Annotated in this window: 18 protein-coding genes; 13 read left to right on the plus strand and 5 right to left on the minus strand. The window is 68.6% G+C overall.

Features of this window, described 5'->3' with window-relative positions; all coding sequences use genetic code 11:
• The first annotated feature begins 90 nt into the window (after window positions 1-90).
• The 3 genes from SAVERM_RS27430 to SAVERM_RS27440 are packed head-to-tail and all read left to right on the plus strand — an operon-like array spanning window position 91 to window position 3220.
• Window positions 91-1242: a Gfo/Idh/MocA family protein gene (locus SAVERM_RS27430; RefSeq protein WP_010986717.1), complete on the plus strand. Its 1152-nt coding sequence runs from the start codon at window positions 91-93 to the stop codon at window positions 1240-1242.
• The gene (locus SAVERM_RS27435) at window positions 1239-2390 is read left to right on the plus strand and encodes a dihydrodipicolinate synthase family protein (RefSeq protein ID WP_010986718.1); all 1152 of its coding nucleotides are present in this window, start codon (window positions 1239-1241) and stop codon (window positions 2388-2390) included. The genes SAVERM_RS27430 and SAVERM_RS27435 overlap by 4 nt, the downstream gene beginning before the upstream one ends.
• The gene (locus SAVERM_RS27440; RefSeq protein WP_010986719.1) at window positions 2387-3220 is read left to right on the plus strand and encodes a sugar phosphate isomerase/epimerase family protein; all 834 of its coding nucleotides are present in this window, start codon (window positions 2387-2389) and stop codon (window positions 3218-3220) included. The genes SAVERM_RS27435 and SAVERM_RS27440 overlap by 4 nt, the downstream gene beginning before the upstream one ends.
• 235 nt (window positions 3221-3455) lie before the next feature.
• Here the strand turns inward: SAVERM_RS27440 and rbsD are convergent, their stop codons facing one another.
• From rbsD to SAVERM_RS27465, 5 genes are all read right to left on the minus strand, one after another.
• Window positions 3456-3845: a D-ribose pyranase gene (gene rbsD / locus SAVERM_RS27445; RefSeq protein ID WP_010986720.1), complete on the minus strand. Its 390-nt coding sequence runs from the start codon at window positions 3843-3845 to the stop codon at window positions 3456-3458.
• Window positions 3842-4741, minus strand: a complete 900-nt coding sequence (locus SAVERM_RS27450) for a ribokinase (RefSeq protein ID WP_010986721.1) — start codon at window positions 4739-4741, stop codon at window positions 3842-3844. The genes rbsD and SAVERM_RS27450 overlap by 4 nt, the downstream gene beginning before the upstream one ends.
• 80 nt (window positions 4742-4821) lie before the next feature.
• Entirely contained in the window at window positions 4822-6768 is a 1947-nt protein-coding gene (locus tag SAVERM_RS27455; RefSeq protein WP_010986722.1) for an ABC transporter permease/substrate-binding protein, read from the minus strand.
• Complete coding sequence (locus SAVERM_RS27460; RefSeq protein WP_010986723.1) at window positions 6758-8326, minus strand: sugar ABC transporter ATP-binding protein; 1569 nt, start codon at window positions 8324-8326, stop codon at window positions 6758-6760. The genes SAVERM_RS27455 and SAVERM_RS27460 overlap by 11 nt, the downstream gene beginning before the upstream one ends.
• Window positions 8323-9387 carry a LacI family DNA-binding transcriptional regulator gene (locus SAVERM_RS27465; RefSeq protein WP_010986724.1) on the minus strand — a complete coding sequence of 355 codons (1065 nt, stop codon included), beginning with the start codon at window positions 9385-9387 and terminating at the stop codon, window positions 8323-8325. The genes SAVERM_RS27460 and SAVERM_RS27465 overlap by 4 nt, the downstream gene beginning before the upstream one ends.
• Window positions 9388-9744: 357 nt before the next feature.
• Between SAVERM_RS27465 and SAVERM_RS27470 the strand changes: the two genes are divergently transcribed.
• The 10 genes from SAVERM_RS27470 (at window position 9745) to SAVERM_RS27515 (ending at window position 20272) form a co-directional block, all read left to right on the plus strand.
• Window positions 9745-10077 carry a hypothetical protein gene (locus tag SAVERM_RS27470; RefSeq protein WP_010986725.1) on the plus strand — a complete coding sequence of 111 codons (333 nt, stop codon included), beginning with the start codon at window positions 9745-9747 and terminating at the stop codon, window positions 10075-10077.
• Between the two features lie 100 nt (window positions 10078-10177).
• A complete protein-coding gene (locus tag SAVERM_RS27475; protein WP_010986835.1) occupies window positions 10178-10492 on the plus strand; it encodes a pore-forming ESAT-6 family protein in 315 nt (104 codons plus the stop codon).
• 82 nt (window positions 10493-10574) lie between these two features.
• A complete protein-coding gene (locus tag SAVERM_RS27480) occupies window positions 10575-10931 on the plus strand; it encodes a DUF6507 family protein (protein ID WP_042494532.1) in 357 nt (118 codons plus the stop codon).
• A complete protein-coding gene (locus SAVERM_RS44950) occupies window positions 10928-13630 on the plus strand; it encodes a hypothetical protein (protein WP_010986727.1) in 2703 nt (900 codons plus the stop codon). Before SAVERM_RS27480 ends, SAVERM_RS44950 begins: the two co-directional genes overlap by 4 nt.
• Window positions 13627-14634, plus strand: a complete 1008-nt coding sequence (locus SAVERM_RS27490; protein WP_010986728.1) for a hypothetical protein — start codon at window positions 13627-13629, stop codon at window positions 14632-14634. Before SAVERM_RS44950 ends, SAVERM_RS27490 begins: the two co-directional genes overlap by 4 nt.
• Window positions 14635-14865: 231 nt before the next feature.
• Complete coding sequence (locus SAVERM_RS27495) at window positions 14866-15228, plus strand: toxin-antitoxin system YwqK family antitoxin (protein WP_010986729.1); 363 nt, start codon at window positions 14866-14868, stop codon at window positions 15226-15228.
• 29 nt (window positions 15229-15257) lie between these two features.
• A complete protein-coding gene (locus tag SAVERM_RS27500) occupies window positions 15258-15899 on the plus strand; it encodes a hypothetical protein (protein WP_242432128.1) in 642 nt (213 codons plus the stop codon).
• A gap of 132 nt (window positions 15900-16031) precedes the next feature.
• The gene (locus SAVERM_RS27505; RefSeq protein WP_010986731.1) at window positions 16032-16394 is read left to right on the plus strand and encodes a toxin-antitoxin system YwqK family antitoxin; all 363 of its coding nucleotides are present in this window, start codon (window positions 16032-16034) and stop codon (window positions 16392-16394) included.
• 69 nt (window positions 16395-16463) lie between these two features.
• On the plus strand, window positions 16464-18740 hold the full coding sequence (gene recD2 / locus SAVERM_RS27510; protein WP_010986732.1) for an SF1B family DNA helicase RecD2: 2277 nt from the start codon (window positions 16464-16466) through the stop codon (window positions 18738-18740).
• Window positions 18741-18982: 242 nt separating this feature from the next.
• The gene (locus SAVERM_RS27515; RefSeq protein WP_010986733.1) at window positions 18983-20272 is read left to right on the plus strand and encodes a citrate synthase; all 1290 of its coding nucleotides are present in this window, start codon (window positions 18983-18985) and stop codon (window positions 20270-20272) included.
• Window positions 20273-20449 lie beyond the last annotated feature (177 nt).

Genomic DNA, 20449 nt, shown 5'->3' on the forward strand with positions numbered 1-20449 from the left:
GAGGCTAGCGTCTCCTTTCATAGAAAGCGCTTGCTGCGACGCTTACCTGTCGGGGCGTACGCGGCGCCGGACGCGTACGAAGGGAATGACGTGACACGCAAGACGGTGCGTATCGCCATGAACGGGGTGACGGGACGCATGGGCTACCGCCAGCACCTCGTCCGCTCGATCCTCGCCCTGCGCGATCAGGGCGGCCTCGACCTGGGCGACGGCACCGTGCTGTGGCCCGAGCCCGTCCTCGTCGGCCGCCGCGAGCACGCCCTGAAGGCGTTCGCCGAGCGGCACGGCCTGGAGCACTGGTCGACGGATGTGGACCAGGTCCTCGCGGACGACTCCATCGACATCTACTTCGACGCGCAGGTCACCTCCGCCCGCGAGGAGGCGATCAAGAAGGCCGTCGCCGCCGGCAAGCACATCTACACCGAGAAGCCGACCGCCACCGGGTTCGAAGGTGCCCTCGAGCTGGCCCGCCGCGCGAACGCCGCCGGCGTCAAGCACGGCGTCGTCCAGGACAAGCTCTTCCTCCCGGGCCTGCTCAAGCTCAAGCGCCTCATCGACGGCGGCTTCTTCGGGCGGATCCTGTCGATCCGCGGGGAGTTCGGCTACTGGGTCTTCGAGGGCGACTGGCAGGCCGCCCAGCGCCCGTCCTGGAACTACCGTGCCGAGGACGGCGGTGGCATCGTTGTCGACATGTTCCCGCACTGGGAGTACGTCCTGCACGAACTCTTCGGCCGGGTGACGTCCGTCCAGGCGCTCACCGCCACCCACATCCCGCAGCGCTGGGACGAGCAGAGCAAGCCGTACGACGCCACGGCCGACGACGCCGCGTACGGCATCTTCGAACTGGAGGGCGGCGCGATCGCCCAGATCAACTCCTCGTGGGCGGTGCGCGTCAACCGCGACGAGCTCGTCGAGTTCCAGGTCGACGGAACGGAGGGCTCGGCCGTCGCCGGCCTGCGCAACTGCCGGGTCCAGCACCGCAGCGCGACCCCGAAGCCGGTCTGGAACCCCGACATCCCCGCCACGTACTCCTTCCGCGACCAGTGGCAGGAGGTCCCGGACAACACCGAGTTCGACAACGGCTTCAAGGCCCAGTGGGAGCTGTTCCTCAAGCACGTCTACGCGGACGCGCCCTACCACTGGGACCTCCTGGCCGGCGCCCGCGGCGTCCAGCTCGCCGAGCTGGGCCTGAGGTCCTCGGCCGAGGGCGTCCGTCTCGACGTGCCGGAGATCTCGCTGTGACCATCCGACTTCCCGGCGTGGGAGGGGAGTTGCGCACGTACGTCCCGCGCACCGAGCCCCTCGCCCCGACCGCGGGCGCGCCCTTCACCTCCCGTACGGTCTTCTCGGCGGCGCACGTGGTCGCCGACCCGTACGCGGACACGACCCCCGACTCGCCCGCCGCGGTCGACTGGGACGCCACGCTCGCCTTCCGGCGCCATCTGTGGTCCCACGGGCTCGGCGTCGCCGAGGCGATGGACACCGCGCAGCGCGGCATGGGCCTGGACTGGGCGGGCGCGGCGGAGCTGATCCGCCGGTCGGCGGCGGAGGCGAAGGCGGTCGGCGGCCGTATCGCCTGCGGGGTGGGCACCGACCAGATCGCCGGGGGGACGCCGGCCGAGGTGCGGGCCGCGTACGAGGAGCAGCTCGCCCTTGTCGAGGAGTCGGGGGCGCAGGCGATCCTGATGGCGTCGCGCGCGCTGGCCGCGTCCGCCTCCGGACCCGAGGACTACCTGGAGGTCTACGGCCAGCTGCTGCGCCAGGCCACCGAGCCGGTGATCCTGCACTGGCTGGGCCCGATGTTCGACCCGGCGCTGGCGGGCTACTGGGGTTCGTCCGACCTGGACGCCGCCACGGACACCTTCCTCGAGGTCATCGCCGCGCACCCCGACAAGGTGGACGGCATCAAGGTCTCCCTGCTGGACGCCCGGCGCGAGGTCGAGCTGCGGCGCCGGCTGCCGCGGGGCGTGCGCTGCTACACGGGCGACGACTTCAACTATCCCGAGCTGATCGCGGGCGACGAGAAGGGCTTCAGCCACGCCCTGCTCGGCATCTTCGACCCGCTCGGGCCTCTGGCGGCGGAAGCGGTACGGGTACTGGACACGGGTGATGTGAAGGGCTTCAGGGAACTCCTCGACCCCACGGTCGACCTCTCCCGCCACCTTTTCCGGCCTCCCACCCGCTTCTACAAGACGGGCGTGGTCTTCCTGGCCTGGCTGGCCGGCCACCAGGACCACTTCACGATGGTGGGCGGCCTCCAGTCGGCCCGCTCGCTCCCGCACCTCGCGAAGGCGTACGAACTCGCCGACGGCCTGGGCCTGTTCCCGAAGCCGGAACTGGCCGAGGCGCGGATGAAGACCCTGCTGTCGCTGTACGGAGTGAGCCGATGAGCGCGGCCCTGGAGCGTTTCTCGATCAACCAGATGACGGTCAAGCAGCTGGACCTGCCCGAACTGGTCGACGCCTGCCTGGAGTCGGGCGTCCCCGGCGTGGGCCTGTGGCGCGCGCCGGTCCAGTCGTACGGCGTCGAGGCGACGGCGAAGCTGATCCGCGACGCGGGCCTGTCGGTGACGACCCTGTGCCGCGGCGGCTTCCTCACGGCGATCGAGCCGGCCGAGCGGGCCCGGGCGCTGGACGACAACCGCCTGGCCGTCGACGAGGCGGCCACCCTCGGCACGGACACACTGGTCCTGGTGTCGGGCGGCCTCCCGGCGGGCTCGAAGGACCTGCACGGCGCCCGGGAACGGATCGCGGACGCGCTGGGCGAGCTGGGCCCGTACGCGGCGTCCCGGGGCGTACGCCTGGCCGTCGAACCGCTGCACCCGATGTACGCGTCGGACCGCTGCGTGGTCTCCACCCTGGCCCAGGCCCTGGACATCGCGGAACGCTTCCCGGCGGAGCAGGTGGGCGTCACGGTGGACACGTACCACATCTGGTGGGACGACACGGCTCCCGCACAGATCGCCCGCGCCGGTGCGTCCGGCCGTATCCACACCTTCCAACTCGCCGACTGGACGACGCCGTTGCCCGAGGGCGTCCTCAACGGCCGCGGCCAGATCGGCGACGGCGCGATCGACATGCGGGAGTGGAAGGGCTACGTGGAGGCGGCGGGCTACTCGGGCCCGATCGAGGTCGAACTGTTCAACGACGCGCTGTGGGCACGCGACGGCCGCGAGGTCCTGGCGGAGACCGCGGCACGGTTCGCGGAGCACGTGGGGTAGGGCTTGCCGGGCACTTTCGGGTTACGTGTGCCCTGGTTCGCCGGCACGCCGAAAATTTCTCGGAACACCGTGCAACCCTTCCCGTACTCCGCGGGTCGTACTTGGCATCAGGACTTCTGGAGGGGGATCCGGGGGGATCGCGGGGGTTCTGATTCGGAGGGGAAAGCAGAGGGGCCCGGTCGACAAGACCGGGCCCCTTGACGTTGTACGACGCCTGGGCGAAGCCGTACGACGCCTAGAAGAACACTCCGCAGCGCAGCAGCACGTTCGCGTACGGCCGTGCCTCCCCGGTGCGTACGATCAGCCGCGCGTTCGCCGACAGGGACTTCAGTTCCTCGTGCGGGACCAGCTCCAGCGCGGGGAAGCGCGTCTGGAGGAGCGCCGTCGCCCCGGGGTTCGCCTCCCGGACCTCGCGCGCGGCCGTCGCGCCTTCCACCACCAGCTCGTCCAGCAGCCCGTCCAGCACCTCCGCGAACGACGGCACCCCGGCCCGGAACGCCAGGTCCACCACCCGCGGCCCCACCGGGATCGGCATCCCCGCGTCGCACACGAGCACTCCGTGCCCGTGCCCCAGTTCGGCCAGCGCGCCGGCCAGGTGACGGTTCAGTATTCCGGCCTTCTTCACAGCGCCGCGACCTCCTCCGCCGTCGGGAACGACGCCTGGGCGCCGGAGCGGGTGACGGCGGACGCCCCCACCCGGGCCGCGTACGCCGCGGCCCGCACGAGCGACTCGCCGAGCCCCAGACGCCACGCCAGCGCCGCCGTGAACGCGTCGCCCGCACCCGTCGTGTCCACCGCGTCCACCCGCACGGACGGCACCCGGGCGGTGCCCTCGGCGGAAGCCACCAGCGCACCCTCGGCGCCCAGCGTCACCACCACCGAACGCGGCCCCAGCGCCAGCAGCGCCGCCGCCCAGTCCTCGGGGGAACCGTCCAGCTCACCGCCCGCGATGACCCGCGCCTCGTGCTCGTTCACGATCAGCGGATCGCAGGCCGCCAGCACCTCCTCGGGCAGCGGCCGGGGCGGCGACGGGTTCAGTACGAAACGGGTGCCGGGCGCCAGATTCCGTACGACCTCCACGACCGACTCCAGCGGGATCTCCAGCTGCGCCGAGACCACGGCGGCGGACCGGAGGAGGCTGTCCGCGGCCCGTACGTCCCGCGGCGCCAGCCGGCCGTTCGCCCCCGGCGAGACCACGATGCTGTTGTCCCCGGACGGGTCCACCGTGATCAGCGCGACCCCGGTGGGCGCCCCGCCGACCAGCACGCCCACGGTGTCGACGCCCGCCCGCCGCTGCGAGTCGAGCAGCAGCCGGCCGTGCGCGTCGTCGCCGACCCGCGCCAGCAGGGCCGTACGGGCCCCGAGGCGGGCGGCGGCGACCGCCTGGTTCGCGCCCTTGCCGCCCGGGTGGACGACCAGATCGGAGCCGAGCACGGTCTCTCCCGCCGCGGGCCGCCGCTCGACCCCGATCACCAGGTCGGCGTTGGCCGATCCCACGACCAGAAGGTCGTAGTCGTACATGAACTGTCTCCCTACAGAGGTGAGTTGGAGCAATGGCCGAGCGGCCGGACGACTCCCGTCGTCCGGCCGCCCCACCGGTGTCAGCCGCCGAAGGCCGCCACGTTCTTCGCCGTGACCACCTTCACCGGCACCTTCACCGTCTTGTCGACCTTCTTGCCCTCGGCCGCCCGCAGCGCGTTCTGCACCGCGATCCGGCCCAGCTCCTTCGGCTGCTGCGCCACGGACGCGTACAGCGTGCCCGACTTGACCGCCGTCAGCCCATCCGGCGTGCCGTCGAAGCCCACGACCGAGACCGACTTTCCGGCCTTGGCACCCAGCGCCTTGATCGCGCCGAGCGCCATCTCGTCGTTCTCGGCGAAGACGCCCTGGACGTCCGGGTGCGCCTGGAGCAGGTTCGTCATGACGTCGAGCCCCTTGGTGCGGTCGAAGTCCGCGGGCTGCCGGGCGACGACCTTGATGCCGGGGTAGGCCTTCAGGCCCTCGGCGAAGCCCGCCCCGCGCTCACGGCTGGCGGAGGTGCCGGCCAGACCCTGGAGGATCACGATCCTGCCCTTGCCGCCCAGCTTCTCGGCCAGCGCCTTGGCGCCCAGCCTGCCGCCCGCGACGTTGTCGGAGGCGACCAGCGCGGCCGTGTCCGCCTTGTTGACGCCCCGGTCGACGCCCACGACGGGAATGTCGGCCTTGTTGGCGGAGCGCACCGCCGGGCCCGCCGCGTCCGAGTCCACCGGGTTGACGATGATCGAACCGACGCCCGAGCTGGTGAAGTTCTGCACCTGGTTGGCCTGCTGCGAGGCGTCGTTCTGCGCGTCCGTGACCGTCAGGTCGGCGCCCTGCTTCTTCGCCTCCTCCTGCGCACCCGTCTTGATCTGTACGAAGAAGGGGTTGTTGAGGGTCGAGAGGGACAGGCCCATCTTCTGCGTCGGCGAAGCCGACGAGCCGTTGTGCAGGAAGGACATCGCCCCCACGACGGCCGCCGCGACCACGGCCGCGATCACATACGTCATCGCCTGCTTGCCCTTGCCGCCACTCGAGGCACCGGCCACCGGAGTCGCCCCGGCCTTGCGGCGCAGCGTGTCGAGGAGCACCGCCAGCGCGATCACGACACCGATGACGACCTGCTGCCAGAACGCGGACACGGACAGCAGATTCAGCCCGTTGCGCAGCACCGCCAGGATCAGCGCGCCGATCAGCGTCCCGGACGCCTTGCCCGTACCGCCCGCGAGCGAGGCGCCGCCGATGACGACCGCGGCGATCGCGTCCAGCTCGTACCCCTGTGCGGCCTGCGGCTGCGCGGAGGAGAGCCGGGAGGCGAGCACGATGCCCGCGGCGGCCGCGAACAGACCCGACAGCGCGTAGATCGCGAGCTTCTGCTTCTTCACCCGCAGGCCCGACAGGCGCGCGGCCTCCTCGTTGCCGCCGATCGCGTACATGGAGCGCCCGATGTACGTACGGCCGAGGATCAGGGCGGTGATCAGACCCATCACGATCATCACCAGGACGGGCACCGGCAGCCAGCCGCCGAGCGTGTCACCGAGGTGCGAGACCGAGTCGGGGAAGGGGATCGGGCTGCCCTGCGAGATCACCAGCGACAGACCGCGGCCCACCGACAGCATGGCGAGCGTCGCGATGAACGGCGGTAGTTTCCCGTACGAGATCAGGAAGCCGTTGACGAGACCGCACGCTACGCCGGTGGCGACCGCGAGGGCCACGGCGACCACGACCGGCAGGCCGTGCGAAGTCGCCGTCCAGGCAAGGACGGTGGCCGAGAGCGCCGCGACCGAACCGACCGACAGGTCGATGCCCGCCGAGACGATCACGAAGGTCACACCGAAGGCGAGGATGGCGGTCACGGCCGCCTGGACGCCGATGTTGAGCAGGTTGTCCGTCGTCAGGAAGTCGCCGGACAGCGCCGACATCGCGACGACGAGGACGATGAGCGCGGTGAGCGCCCCGTTGTCGAGCAGGAGCCGGCGGACCGCCGAGGCGCCACTCGCGCCCGTTGTGCTCTTGAGCGTGTCAGTGGCCACGGGGGGCCTCCTTCTGGTCTGTCTTGCCTGCACTCGCGTCTGGCTTATCTGACTTATCTGGCTTGTATTGGTTCGTACTGACGGCGAGTGCCATCACGGAGTCCTGGGTCGCCTCGTCGGCCCCGAGCTCGCCCGCGATCCGGCCCTGGGCCATCACCAGCACCCGGTCACTCATGCCGAGCACCTCGGGCAGATCGCTGGAGATCATCAGGACGGCGGCGCCCGCGGCCGTCAGCTCGTTGATCAGCTGGTAGATCTCGACCTTGGCGCCGACGTCGATACCGCGCGTCGGCTCGTCGAGGATCAGCACCTTGGTGTCCGCGAGCAGCCACTTGCCGATGACGACCTTCTGCTGGTTGCCGCCGGAGAGCGTGCGCACATGTTGGCCGAGCCCGGCCATCCGCACGCCCAGCTGTCCGGCGACCCGGGCGGCGGCGTCCCGCTGCCCCTTGAGGTCGACGAGCCCGCCACGGGTGGCCGCCCGCATGGTCACGAGCCCGAGGTTCTCCTCGACGGAGGCGTCGAGGACGAGCCCCTGACCCTTGCGGTCCTCGGGTACGAGGCCGATGCCGGCGCTCATCGCCGCGCTGACGTCGTGCCGCGGCACCCGCGCGCCCGCGACCTGCACGGACCCCCGGTCGTAGGGATCGGCCCCGAAGACGGCCCGTACGACCTCCGTACGGCCCGCCCCGACGAGCCCCGCGACGCCGACGACCTCACCGGCCCGCACCTCGAAGCTCACGTCGTGGAAGACGCCGTCCCGGGTGAGCCCCTCGACGCTGAGCAGCGCGGCCCCGGAGTCCGGCCGTTCGCGCGGATACTGCTGTTCGATCGAGCGTCCCACCATGAGGCGTACGAGTTCGTCCTCGCTGGTGGATGCGGGCACCTGTCCGACGCTCTTCCCGTCCCGGATGACGGTGACGCGATCCCCGAGGGCGGCGATCTCCTCGAGATGGTGCGTGATGAAGACGATCCCGACGCCGTCCTCGCGCAGCTGGCGCACGATGGCGAACAGCTTCTCCACCTCTTCGGAGGTGAGCACGGCGGTCGGCTCGTCCATGATCAGGACACGGGCGTTCAGGCTCAGCGCCTTCGCGATCTCGACCATCTGAAGGCGTGCGATACCGAGTTCACGCACCCGCGCGCGTGGCGACACCTGGACGCCGACCCGCGCCAGCAGTTCGGCGGCGTCCGCCTCCATCTTCTTCCGGTCGATCAGACCGAGGCGGCGCGGCTGCCGCCCCAGGAAGATGTTCTCGGCGACCGTCAGATCGGGAACGAGATTGAACTCCTGGTAGATGGTGGCGATGCCGAGCGCCTCGGAGTCCTGCGCCCCATGGATACGCACCTCCTCGCCCTCGACGAGGACGCGCCCGCCGTCGGGCCGGTAGGCACCCGACAGCATCTTGATGAGGGTGCTCTTGCCCGCGCCGTTCTCGCCGAGCAGTACGTGCACCTCGCCGCGGCGCAGATCGAAGTCCACGCCGTCGAGCGCGACGACGCCGGGGAACGTCTTGCGTATGCCTTCGATGCGCAGCAACTCGTCCGCGTTGCTCACGACTGGCTCCTGTTCGTTACGGGGGACGGCTCTTGGGAGGTCGGTTCTTGGGACGTCTGCTCTTGGGAGGCCGGCTCGCCGCACGAGCGGCGTACGACGAGCCGGGCGGGGAGGGTCACGGACTGCGGGGGCCGTCCCTCGATGCGGTCGACGAGCGCGCGCACGGCGGCCCGCCCCAGCTCGCCGGTGGGCTGGGCGACGGCGGTGATCGGCGGATCGGTGTGCACGAACCACCGGATGTCGTCGAACGCGGCGAGCGCGATGTCCTCGGGAACCCGCAGGCCGCGGGCGCGGATCGCGTCCAGCGCGCCGAGCGCCATCAGGTTGTCGGCCGCGAAGACGACCTCGGGCGGCTCGGCCAGATCGAGGAACCGCTCGGTGGCGCGGCGCCCGCTCTCGGCCTGGAAGTCGCCCTGGCCTATGTAGGCGTCGGGGAGGGGCAGCCCGTACTCGGCCATGGCCTCCCGGAAGGCCTCGACGCGCTCGCTGCCGGTCGTGGTCGCCGCCGGGCCCGCGATGATGGCGAGCCTGCGGTGCCCGAGCCCGTGCAGATGGGCGACGAGATCGCGTACGGCCGCCCGCCCGTCGGACCTGACGACCGGTACGTCCACGCCCGGGATCCACCGGTCCACGAAGACCATCGGGGTGCCGGCCCGCGCGGCGTCCAGCATGAGCGGCGACCCGCCGTCGGTGGGGGAGACCAGCAGCCCGTCGATACGGCGGTCGAGGAGCGTACGGACGTGGTGGTCCTGTAGCTCGGGCCGCTCGTCGGCGTTGCCGATGATCACGCTGTAGCCGTGGGCGCGGGCCTCCTCCTCGACGGAACGGGCCAGCTCGGTGAAGTACGGGTTCAGTACGTCGCTGATGACCAGGCCGAGGGTGCGCGTCTGGTCGGTGCGCAGGGAGCGGGCCACGGCGTTGGGCCGGTAGCCGAGCTCCTGGACGGCGGCCAGTACGCGGGCGCGGGCGTCGTCGCTGACCGACGGGTGGTCGTTCAGCACACGGGACACCGTGGCGACGGACACCCCCGCCGCGGCGGCGACGTCCTTGATGCTCGCCATCGCCGGACCACCTCCTTGTGAGTCCGTGAAACCACGCGAAACCAGCTCGTGGAATCGATTACATCGGTTACATGGAGGATTGGAATCGATTACATCGGGGTTAATCAAGACCTGCGGGGGGCGTCGAGATCAGATCGTGATGTGGAGTGCTCAGATGAGCGGGGGTTGTGAGTGGGGTTATGAGCGGGGGTCCCCCGTGGGATGTGGGCTGTGGGATGCGGGGTGTGGGGTGGCTGGGGCGGTAAGGCCGCTGTAGCAGGGCTGTGACTTCAGATGGTTGCGGGTGTGACGCCCGTTGGCGAACATGGTGAGTGGACAAACGTTCTGTGGCGTCAACTCGCAATAGGGGGAGTCCGGATGAAGTTCGACATGGGGTCGCAGGTTCTGTCGACGTTGATCAGTAACTCGCGTGGGTCGAGTGATGATCTGGGGACGTTGATTCGTCAGTTGGTGCAGGCCGCGCAGCCGTTGGAGGGGAAGTTCAACGGTGCGGGCCGGGTGGCGTTCGATTCGTTCAAGGGGCGGTCGGACGAGATCACGGCGAGCTTGAACTCGGCGCTCTCGGGGATTCTGGGCGGTCAGTCGGGGATGGAGTCGGCGTTCGGTTCGGGTGATCAGGAGCAGGGCGAGAACGCGCGGACGCAGGAAGCGGCGGCGAACTTCGACGGGGCGCGTTTTTCGGGCCGGTAGGCCGCTGGGCAGGGTGTCCGGGTCTCCGAGTGTCTGGATCTCCGGGTCTCCGGGTCTTCGGTCAGTGAATTGATCTTCTTCTCACGGGGAGTGGTGTGTGATGGCTGGTGCGGGTTCGGATCGTCGGTCGTACGACACGGGTGCGTCGGCGGATGCGCAGGGCAATATCCAGGCGGTGATCGGCCGGTTGGAGGAGGTCATCGCGGCGCGGGACCGGCAGGTGAAGGCGGCGATGTCGGATTTCGCGGCTGATGGTGTGGCGGATGAGTACCACGGCAAGGAACTGCGGTGGAATCGCGCGTCGACCGAGGTGAAGAGCATTATCCAGCTGTTGAAGACGACGCTGGAGAAGAACGACGGGACGGCGCAGTCGACGATCTCGAAGGCGAAGGCGGCGGTCGACAACATCGGCTGAGCCGGCGGTAGGTGTCGGGGATTTACGTTTCACGGGGGTTGTGGTGCCGGGCTGGGATCTGAAGCCGCAGGGTATTCAGGGTGTGCTGAAGACGACGGGTGAGACGGCGTCGCACATCGAGACGCATGCGAAGTCGTACGGGGAGCATCTGACGTCGGCGGCGACGAACGCCGGCACCATTTCCGCCGAGGGCGGCGGGGGCGGGGGCGGGGAGAAGGCGGCCGGGGGTCTGGTGGCGCTTGCTCTGTCCCAGTACGCGGAACACGCGGCCACCGACCTGAAGTTCATTGCCGCGCGGGCGGGCAAGTCGTTGCAGGGTGCGGTGGATGCGACGACGGCGTATCTGAACGGGGATCAGGAGATGGCCGCGGAGGCGCAGCGCAAGGCGTTGTCGGCGCCGGATCTTGATCCGATGAAGCCGGGGGTGCAGACGTCGTGATCAAGCCGGAGGCGATTCCGCAGTACACGGGGGATCTGGCGCTGCTGGAGAGCGCGTACGGCGATCTGAAGACGGACGCGTCGCACATCCGTTCCACCGGTAAGGACGTGCACTCCCAGTTCCAGGGGCTTGCGGCGTACTACACGGCGCCGGAGGCGGAGCAGTTGTTCGCGTCGACGAAGCCGGTGGCGGACCGGGCGGACGGGTTCGCGGATGATCTGGAGAAGGTGTCCGGGGCGCTGTCGTCGTATGGCACCGAGATCCGCCCCCTCGTCGACAAGCTCAAGCAGCTGAAGATCGACGCGACCAATTTCGTCAGCTCGGTCAAGGACGACGACGACTGGGAGTACGACGAGGACAAGATCGACAAGCACAACAAGATCCGGGATGACGTGACGGCGACCGTCGCGGCGTTCTGGGCTGCGGAGCGCACCTGTCACAACGCGATCACCAAGCTGTTCGGTGGCACGCAGATGGTGGCCGGTGACGGTTCGGACCGCAAGGACCAGTACGGGTTCAACGCGGACGACCTGAAGAACGCGAAGCTTCCCTGGGGTGACCCGATGGAGGAGAAGCATCACGTCTGGGAGGTCGGGCACTGGGTCAAGTCGTTCGTGTGGGACGGCCTGATCGTGGACGGCGTCTGGGGCACCATCAAGGGCCTGGGCACGCTGGTCGGGTTCGGCGGCTGGGACGCGATGGGCCAGGCCTGGAAGGGCCTCGCACAGCTGGCGACCGGTCTGGCGATTTCCTCGATTCCGGGTGCGAGCGCGCTGTTCTGGACTCTGCCGGACGACAAACTCCCCTCCTGGCTGCGGGATTCGCGCACCGCGATGAAGGAGACCGGCAAGGCGCTGGTGGCGTGGGACGAGTGGGGCAAGAACCCCGGGCGTGCTGCCGGTGCGGTCACGTTCAATGTGCTGACCACCGTGTTCACGGGTGGTGCGGGTGGTGCGGCGGCCGGTGCCGGGAAGGCGGGCGCGGTCGCGAAGGTGCTGTCCGTCGCGGGCAAGGCGGGCAAGTTCATCGACCCGATGACGTACATCACCAAGGGCGCGGGCGCGGGGCTGTCGAAGATCGGGGACATCGCGAAGGGTCTGAAGGGGATCGGCAACATCGAGATCCCCAAGCTCCCCGACAACGCGATCACTCTCCCGGAGGGCGCGCTCAAACTGCCCGACGGGTCGGTGCATATCCCGGAGGGCGCGGCGATCCCAGAGGGCGCGGTCAAGCTCCCGGACGGCAACTTCCAGCTGCCGCACGACACCCCGGCGTTCCCCGAGGGCACGACGAAACTGCCGACCGAGCCGGGTGCCCCGGCGCAGTACCTGGACCCGAAGGGCAACATCCTCGACCACCAGGGCAACGTGGTGGACAACGTCGACCACGCGCCCACCGACGTGGTCGACAAGCCGACCGGAGGGAACCCGGCCGCGGGTTCGGACGTCCCGCACACGCCCTCCCCGATCAAGGAACCGGCCCTGGTCGGCGCGGGTTCGCACACCGCGGACAACGCCGCTCACGTCGGCGACAACGCCGGCCAGACGGTCCGCCTCGGCGACAGCCTGGACAACAACCTCGGCGACGTAGGCCGCACCGGAGACAACGCGGGCACCCCGACCGTGCACGCGGGCGACAACCTCCCCGGCCAGGCGGGCCACGACCTCCCGGGCGGCAATGTCGGAGACAACCTCCCGGGTGGCCGCGCGGCCGACAACCTCCCCGGGGGATCGGCGGACCATCTCCCGGGTGGTACCGCAGGCGATCACCTCCCCGGCGGCCGAGCCGACGACCTCGGCACCGGTCCGTCCGCCAGCCACGAGCCGCCCACCGGCGGTCACACGGACGGCCACACAGGTGGAGAAACGGGCAGCCACGGTGATGGTTCGAGCCCTGGCAGCCACGAAGGCCCCACTACGGGCGGCGACGGACCTGGTGGCGACGGACCTGGCGGTCCTCACGATCCTGGCGGTCCTCACGATCCCGGCGGTCCTCACGATCCCGGCGCCGGTGGTGCCGACGACGCAGGTGGTTGGGAGAAGGCAGAGGACTCCGGCCCGTTCGAGCGCGGCGGTGAAACCGAACAGCAGATCCGTGATCAGCTACGTGGGTCGAACGTGAAACCGGCGGACCTGGACCGGGTCCTGGCAAACCTTGCCGAGAACCCCGCCGGCAAGGAGATCGCCGACACCATGGCGTCCGGCCGGTTCAACGGGCTCAAGAATTACGACCAGGTGATCTCCAGCCTGAGTCACGCCGACAAGATGTCCGGCGGCATCGAGCAACTGCGTCTCGGCAATCGACTGTACGAGAGCGGAGTTCACGACATCTCGTTCGAGCTCAAGGGCGGTTCGGAGATCAAGCCGGGTGTCAGGGCAGGAGAAGGCACGGATCTTGACGTGATGGCCAGGGATGCAGAGGGCAAGGTCCACGGCTATCAGTTCAAGGAAGTCCAGAACCCGAAGAGGCTTGTCAAGAAGATCTTCGATAACATGAAGCAGATGGAGTCGTCGGGTGCCGACTTCAATACCTTTGTGGTCGACACGAAGGGCACATTGGCCGACCACCTGGCCCTTCGGACCGAGCAGCGTCTCACGGACGTTTACGGAAAGTCCGGGATCCAGTTTGTCATTCGCGTCGAGGACGGGGTGCTGACCATCCCGCCCGGAGGCAAGTTCATGCCGGAGGGAACACTGTGATCGCCACCACTCCTGTCGCTCGGTGGACCTGGGGGCGCGAACACCAGGAGCAGGACAATGTGGTCGCCTGCCTCCACGAACTGCTTGCTGCCTATGAGGTCCTGAATGCGCACGAACTCATGATCGGCATTCCGAAAGTCTCGGTGGCCGTGCATGAGGCGGGCAAGCCGAACAGCTATCTGTTCCAGGGGACGGTCGAGCTCGATGCGACCGCCCCTCCGGGAGAGGTCGCGCGTCAGATGGCCGCACGGATCGCGGCCGCAGCGCATCCGGGAGAGGTCGGCTCGGTATATGCCGACGCGAAGAGCGACGGCATCGTCATGCGCGCAGGCGAGGCGATCCGTGAAGAGGGGCTGTTCCGGCTCGGGGCGTCCGCTCTGCTCGATTACGTCAGTGTCGAGTTGGTGACGTACAGCGACGTCTGGATGCCGTATGACCTCGAGGGGCGTGCTCAGCCCTCTGTGTTCGCTGAGAACGGTTCTCGGCTGTCCGCAGCCCTGCGTGATCTCTCGGAGGCGCTGGACACGGAAACCGATCCGGACGACCCGACGTATTTCGGGAAGCCGTCCGAAACAGGCGTCGAAAACTACTTCGAGGAAGACGGTTCAGCTTCGGACGTGTGGTCTCGGTTCGAAATCCCGTATCGGTACCAGGAGTTCACACACGCGCCCGGGTTCGGACGTATCGGCTACAAGCGTACGGCGACCGGAGAAGTGCAGTACATGCCGGTGCATGCTGAGCAGACACTGCTTGGTCATATCTGGGCCAGCGACGTGGAGAATGCCGCGAGCTTCGAGCCCGTGGATGTCGGGGATGAGGAAGCGTACAAGGCGGGGCTGCTCTGGCTGGAACGGCTGCGCGCCGCGCACGACCGCGGTCTTGCGCCGTCGGCCGCTCTGGACGAGTTGTCCCGTCTTCCGGACGAGAACGGCACGGGGAAGGTGGACACCACGACCGAGCAGCGTCGTGCGAGCCTCGCTGACCTGCGGGAACGAACCCCCTGATGTGGCCCTCGATTTCGGTCTGCGCAGCGCTTACGGTTACCGGGTCTTCGAAGTTGAGCGGTGCCTGACCTGGCGGCAATCCGCTTGCGGATGCCGATCAGAGCGCAATTGGCAGATCTGGGCCAGTTCTGACGGCTGTGATCAGGCCTGGTTGAAGACTCGGGTTGCCCAGATCTGCCAATCCCACCACACCCCCTCCAAGGGGCACTGGCGCTCGCGGTGAGGTGCAACATGAGGCGGATCGACATCGACGGCCCTGAGGTCGACATGGATATGGGCCAGCGGCTGCTCTACCGCGGAGAACTGTTCACCGGGGAGGTTGTCGAGTACCAACGGGGTGCGCTCGTCAGTCTCAACACCTATAAGGACGGTGTCGAAGACGGGCCGACCCGTGAGTGGTACATGGACGGGACCCTACGGTCGGAGGGAGTCATGCGTGACGGGGTTCCCGTGGGAGAGCTTCAAAGTTGGCACCCCAACGGCAGGCTGGCGGCACGGATGACTATGAGCGACAACGGGTTGCGTCAGTTGGCGTTGTTTGAATGGGACGAGGACGGAAACCTGACGAAGGAATGGCATGCCGAGCGCAACTGACCGCCGATGGTCGAGGTGAACTGAAACGTATGTCCGCCTTGATGCGCGCACCCGAGGAATGCGCATCCTGGTTCTGGGACCTGGAGGACTACGCGCCGCCCGGGTTGCGCTCAGCGCTCGTTACGGCTGCTCACATGTCGGCTGTGCTGCTGAAACACGACCTGATGAAGCCGGCTTCCCTGGAATGGTATTGGGTCGTACCCGAATTGGGCGGTGCGATCGCGAAGACGCGTTTGCGGCTTTTGTGGCCGCTTGACGACGAGCAGGTGGCCCAGCGCGTCGAGGCGTTGCGCCCTGTCGGATTTCCGCAGGCCGAGTTCAGTGGCTTCCTCGTCACGGGACCCGGGATGTGGCTCGATGAGCATGGCGCGCAGCGTCATGAAAACCGTCTCGTGGAATTGACGGTCTCCTCGGAGCCGCTCGGGCTGTCGGCCGATGTCTCCGTCTTCCACGACATCTGGGGCCCCTTCGACTTTCGTGGCACACCGCATCCGGAAGTGCACCAGCAGAACGCTCCGCGGCTCGCAGTCGCGTTGAAGGAGCTGGACGCGTTGGTGGGGGTGGCGGCGGAACCCGGTGAACCCACCTACTTCGGGAGGGCCGAAGGCCACGGAGTCGGCACTCCGGACGCGGAGGACGGACGCGGCCCGGACCTGACCGATCAGCTCTGAACACAGGCACGCAGGCATCAGGATCCCTGCGTGCCGAGCAGGTGCACAAGGCCGGCCTGCTGTGGCTGGAGCGCCGGCGCTCCGCGTACCACCGTGGTCTGACTCCGTCGGCAGGATGAGGAGAGCCCCCGTATGCGTCGCATCGACATCGACGACCCCGAGGTCGACATGGATCCGGGACAGCGGCTGCTGTACCGCGGGGAGCTGTTCACGGGCGAGGTCGAAGAACGCCTCGGCGGTGCTGTCGTCAGCCTTGAAACCTACGCGGACGGAGTGCTGCACGGTCCGAACCAGGAGTGGTACAAGGACGGCACTCTTCGGTCCGAAGGGATGGCACGCGGGGGACGCCCTGTCGGCATCACACGGGATTGGCACCCGAACGGCACGCTCGCTGCCGAGAGGGAGTTCGCCGAGGACGGGTTGACCATGTTGTCGGACCGGGAGTGGGACGAGACCGGGCAGCCGACGAGAGCGTGGCGCAAGGACGGCGACTAGGTCTCCGGAACGCCGACGGCGGACCGCCCGAGCCATCCCTCTGTCAGTCCCGCACGGTAGCGTCGGATCATGGCCAGTGGGGCGAGTCGGGCGGCACAGCCAGGTACCGGAGAGCGGCACCTGGCCGTGCTCGAAGGCGTACTGGAGCGGATCACGTACGCCAACGAGGAGAACGGATACACGGTCGCGCGCGTGGACACCGGCCGTGGCGCCGGCGATCTGCTGACCGTCGTCGGCTCGCTGCTCGGCGCCCAGGTGGGGGAGTCGCTGAGGATGGAGGGCCGTTGGGGTTCCCATCCCCAGTACGGCAAGCAGTTCACCGTCGAGAACTACACGACCGTGCTCCCGGCCACCGTCCAGGGCATCCGCCGCTATCTCGGCTCCGGCCTCGTCAAGGGCATCGGCCCCGTCTTCGCCGACCGCATCACCCAGCACTTCGGCCTCGACACCCTCCAGATCATCGAGGAGGAGCCCAAGCGGCTGATCGAGGTTCCCGGGCTCGGACCCAAGCGGACGAAGAAGATCACCGAGGCCTGGGAGGAGCAGAAGGCGATCAAGGAGGTCATGCTCTTCCTCCAGACCGTCGAGGTGTCGACGTCCATCGCGGTCCGCATCTACAAGAAGTACGGCGACGCCTCCATCTCCGTCGTCAAGAACCAGCCCTACCGCCTCGCCACCGACGTCTGGGGCATCGGCTTCCTCACCGCCGACAAGATCGCCCAGTCCGTCGGCATCCCGCACGACAGCCCGGAGCGCGTCAAGGCCGGTCTCCAGTACGCCCTTTCGCAGTCCACCGACCAGGGCCACTGCTACCTCCCCGAGGAGCAGCTGATCGCCGACGCGGTGAAGCTGCTCCAGGTGGACACGGGGCTGGTCATCGAGTGCCTCGCGGAGCTGGCGGCGCCGAGCGAGGAGGACGGCGAGCCCGGCGTCGTACGGGAGCGGCTGCCCGGCCCCGACGGAGGGGACCCGGTGACGGCCATCTACCTCGTCCCCTTCCACCGCGCCGAACTCTCCCTCTCCGCCCAGCTGTTGCGCCTCCTGCGCACCGACCAGGACCGGATGCCCGGCTTCCACGACGTCGCCTGGGACAAGGCGCTCGACTGGCTCAAGGGGCGTACGGGGGCGGAGCTGGCCCCCGAGCAGGAGGAGGCCGTCCGGCTCGCGCTCACCCAGAAGGTCGCGGTCCTGACCGGAGGCCCCGGCTGCGGCAAGTCGTTCACGGTCCGTTCGATCATCGAGCTGGCCCGCGCCAAGCGGGCCAAGGTCGTGCTCGCCGCCCCCACCGGCCGCGCCGCCAAACGCCTCGCCGAGCTGACCGGCGCCGAGGCCTCCACCGTGCACCGGCTCCTGGAGCTGAAGCCCGGCGGCGACGCGGCGTACGACAAGGACCGCCCGCTGGACGCCGACCTGGTGGTCGTGGACGAGGCCTCCATGCTCGACCTCCTCCTCGCCAACAAGCTGGTCAAGGCGGTCCCGCCGGGCGCCCACCTCCTCTTCGTCGGCGATGTCGACCAGCTGCCCAGCGTCGGCGCGGGCGAAGTGCTCCGGGACCTCCTCGCGGACGGCGGCCCCATCCCCGCCGTCCGCCTCACCCGCGTCTTCCGCCAGGCCCAGCAGTCCGGAGTCGTCACCAACGCGCACCGCATCAACTCCGGCCGGCACCCGCTCACCGACGGGATGAAGGACTTCTTCCTCTTCGTCGAGGACGACACCGAGGAGGCCGGCCGGCTCACGGTGGACGTCGCGGCCCGTCGCATTCCCGCCAAGTTCGGCCTCGATCCGCGGCGGGACGTCCAGGTGCTCGCCCCCATGCACCGGGGCCCCGCCGGCGCGGGCACGCTCAACGGCCTGCTCCAGCAGGCGGTCACCCCCGCCCGCCCGGACCTGCCCGAGAAGCGGTTCGGCGGCCGCGTCTTCCGCGTCGGCGACAAGGTCACCCAGATCCGCAACAATTACGAGAAGGGCGAAAACGGTGTCTTCAACGGCACCGTGGGCGTTGTCACCTCCCTCGACCTGGATGAACAGCGCCTGACGGTGCTGACCGACGAGGACGAGGAGGTGGCGTACGAGTTCGACGAACTCGACGAGCTGGCGCACGCCTACGCGGTGACCATCCACCGCTCGCAGGGCAGCGAGTACCCGGCCGTGGTGATCCCGGTCACCACCGGCGCCTGGATGATGCTCCAGCGCAATCTGCTCTACACAGCGGTGACCCGCGCCAAGAAGCTGGTCGTCCTCGTCGGTTCGCGCAAGGCGATAGGCCAGGCGGTGCGCACGGTATCGGCCGGACGGCGTTGCACGGCCCTGGACTTCAGGCTTTCCCCGCGGCCTCTCGCCCCCTGATCGACCGGCCCGACGCCCCGTGGCGGAAGGCGTCGCAAAAAATGATCGATCAAACGAGTCGTGAAGGTCACAGAGCACTTCCAGAACCAGGGCGAAGGGGGCAGGATGAGCAGGTTGGCGGCACTCAGTGCCGCCAATAGGCCCAATGGTCGACCCCGAGTGCACTCTCCTGCGCCAAATGGGGGATGGTAGAGACAGTCAGGGCACCTCGAAGAAGAGGCACAACGTCGGTGAGGGATGACGTGAGCGACAACTCTGTAGTACTGCGGTACGGCGATGGCGAGTACACCTACCCGGTGATCGACAGCACCGTCGGCGACAAGGGCTTCGACATCGGGAAGCTCCGCGCTCAGACCGGTCTGGTGACTCTGGACAGTGGGTACGGCAACACTGCCGCCTATAAATCCGCGATCACCTATCTCGACGGTGAGCAGGGCATCCTCCGGTACCGCGGCTACCCGATCGAGCAGCTGGCCGAGCGCTCCACCTTCCTGGAGGTGGCGTACCTGCTGATCAACGGCGAGCTGCCGACCGTCGACGAGCTCTCCACGTTCAAGGGCGAGATCACGCAGCACACCCTGCTGCACGAGGACGTCAAGAACTTCTACCGCGGCTTCCCGCGTGACGCCCACCCGATGGCGATGCTGTCCTCGGTGGTCTCCGCGCTGTCGACGTTCTACCAGGACAGCCACAACCCGTTCGACGAGAAGCAGCGCAATCTCTCCACGATCCGCCTTCTCGCCAAGCTTCCGACGATCGCGGCGTACGCCTACAAGAAGTCGATCGGTCACCCCTTCGTCTACCCGCGCAACGACCTCGGGTACGTCGAGAACTTCCTGCGCATGACCTTCTCGGTCCCGGCGCAGGACTACGACCTGGACCCGGTCGTCGTCTCCGCGCTCGACAAGCTGCTGATTCTGCACGCGGACCACGAGCAGAACTGTTCGACCTCCACCGTGCGTCTGGTCGGCTCGTCGCAGGCGAACATGTTCGCGTCGATCTCCGCCGGCATCTCCGCCCTCTGGGGCCCGCTGCACGGTGGCGCCAACCAGTCCGTCCTGGAGATGCTCGAGGGCATCCAGACGAGCGGTGGCGACGTCGACACCTTCATCCGCAAGGTGAAGAACAAGGAAGACGGCGTGAAGCTCATGGGCTTCGGGCACCGCGTCTACAAGAACTTCGACCCCCGCGCGAAGATCATCAAGGCGGCGGCGCACGACGTCCTCTCGGCGCTCGGCAAGTCCGACGAGCTGCTGGACATCGCGCTGAAGCTGGAGGAGCACGCGCTGGCCGACGACTACTTCGTCGAGCGCAAGCTCTACCCGAACGTGGACTTCTACACCGGTCTGATCTACCGCGCCATGGGCTTCCCGACCGAGATGTTCACGGTCCTGTTCGCCCTCGGCCGCCTTCCGGGCTGGATCGCCCAGTGGCACGAGATGATCAAGGAGCCGGGCTCCCGCATCGGCCGCCCGCGCCAGATCTACACGGGCGAGGTCCTGCGCGACTTCGTCCCGGTCGAGGGCCGGTAACCAGCCGGAACACCGAGGACTGCCTCCCGGTCACTCCGGCTCGCCTCGGCGAGTGAGCCGAAGGGGTGCGCCGGCGCCGGGAGGCCGAACGCGCGAAGGCCCGAAGGGCCGAGCCCGATCGGCCTCCGACACCGGCTGTGGCGCCCCGGAGGCGAACCGAGCCTGAAAAAACGGAAA

The organism is Streptomyces avermitilis MA-4680 = NBRC 14893, from assembly GCF_000009765.2.
GTDB lineage: Bacteria > Actinomycetota > Actinomycetes > Streptomycetales > Streptomycetaceae > Streptomyces > Streptomyces avermitilis.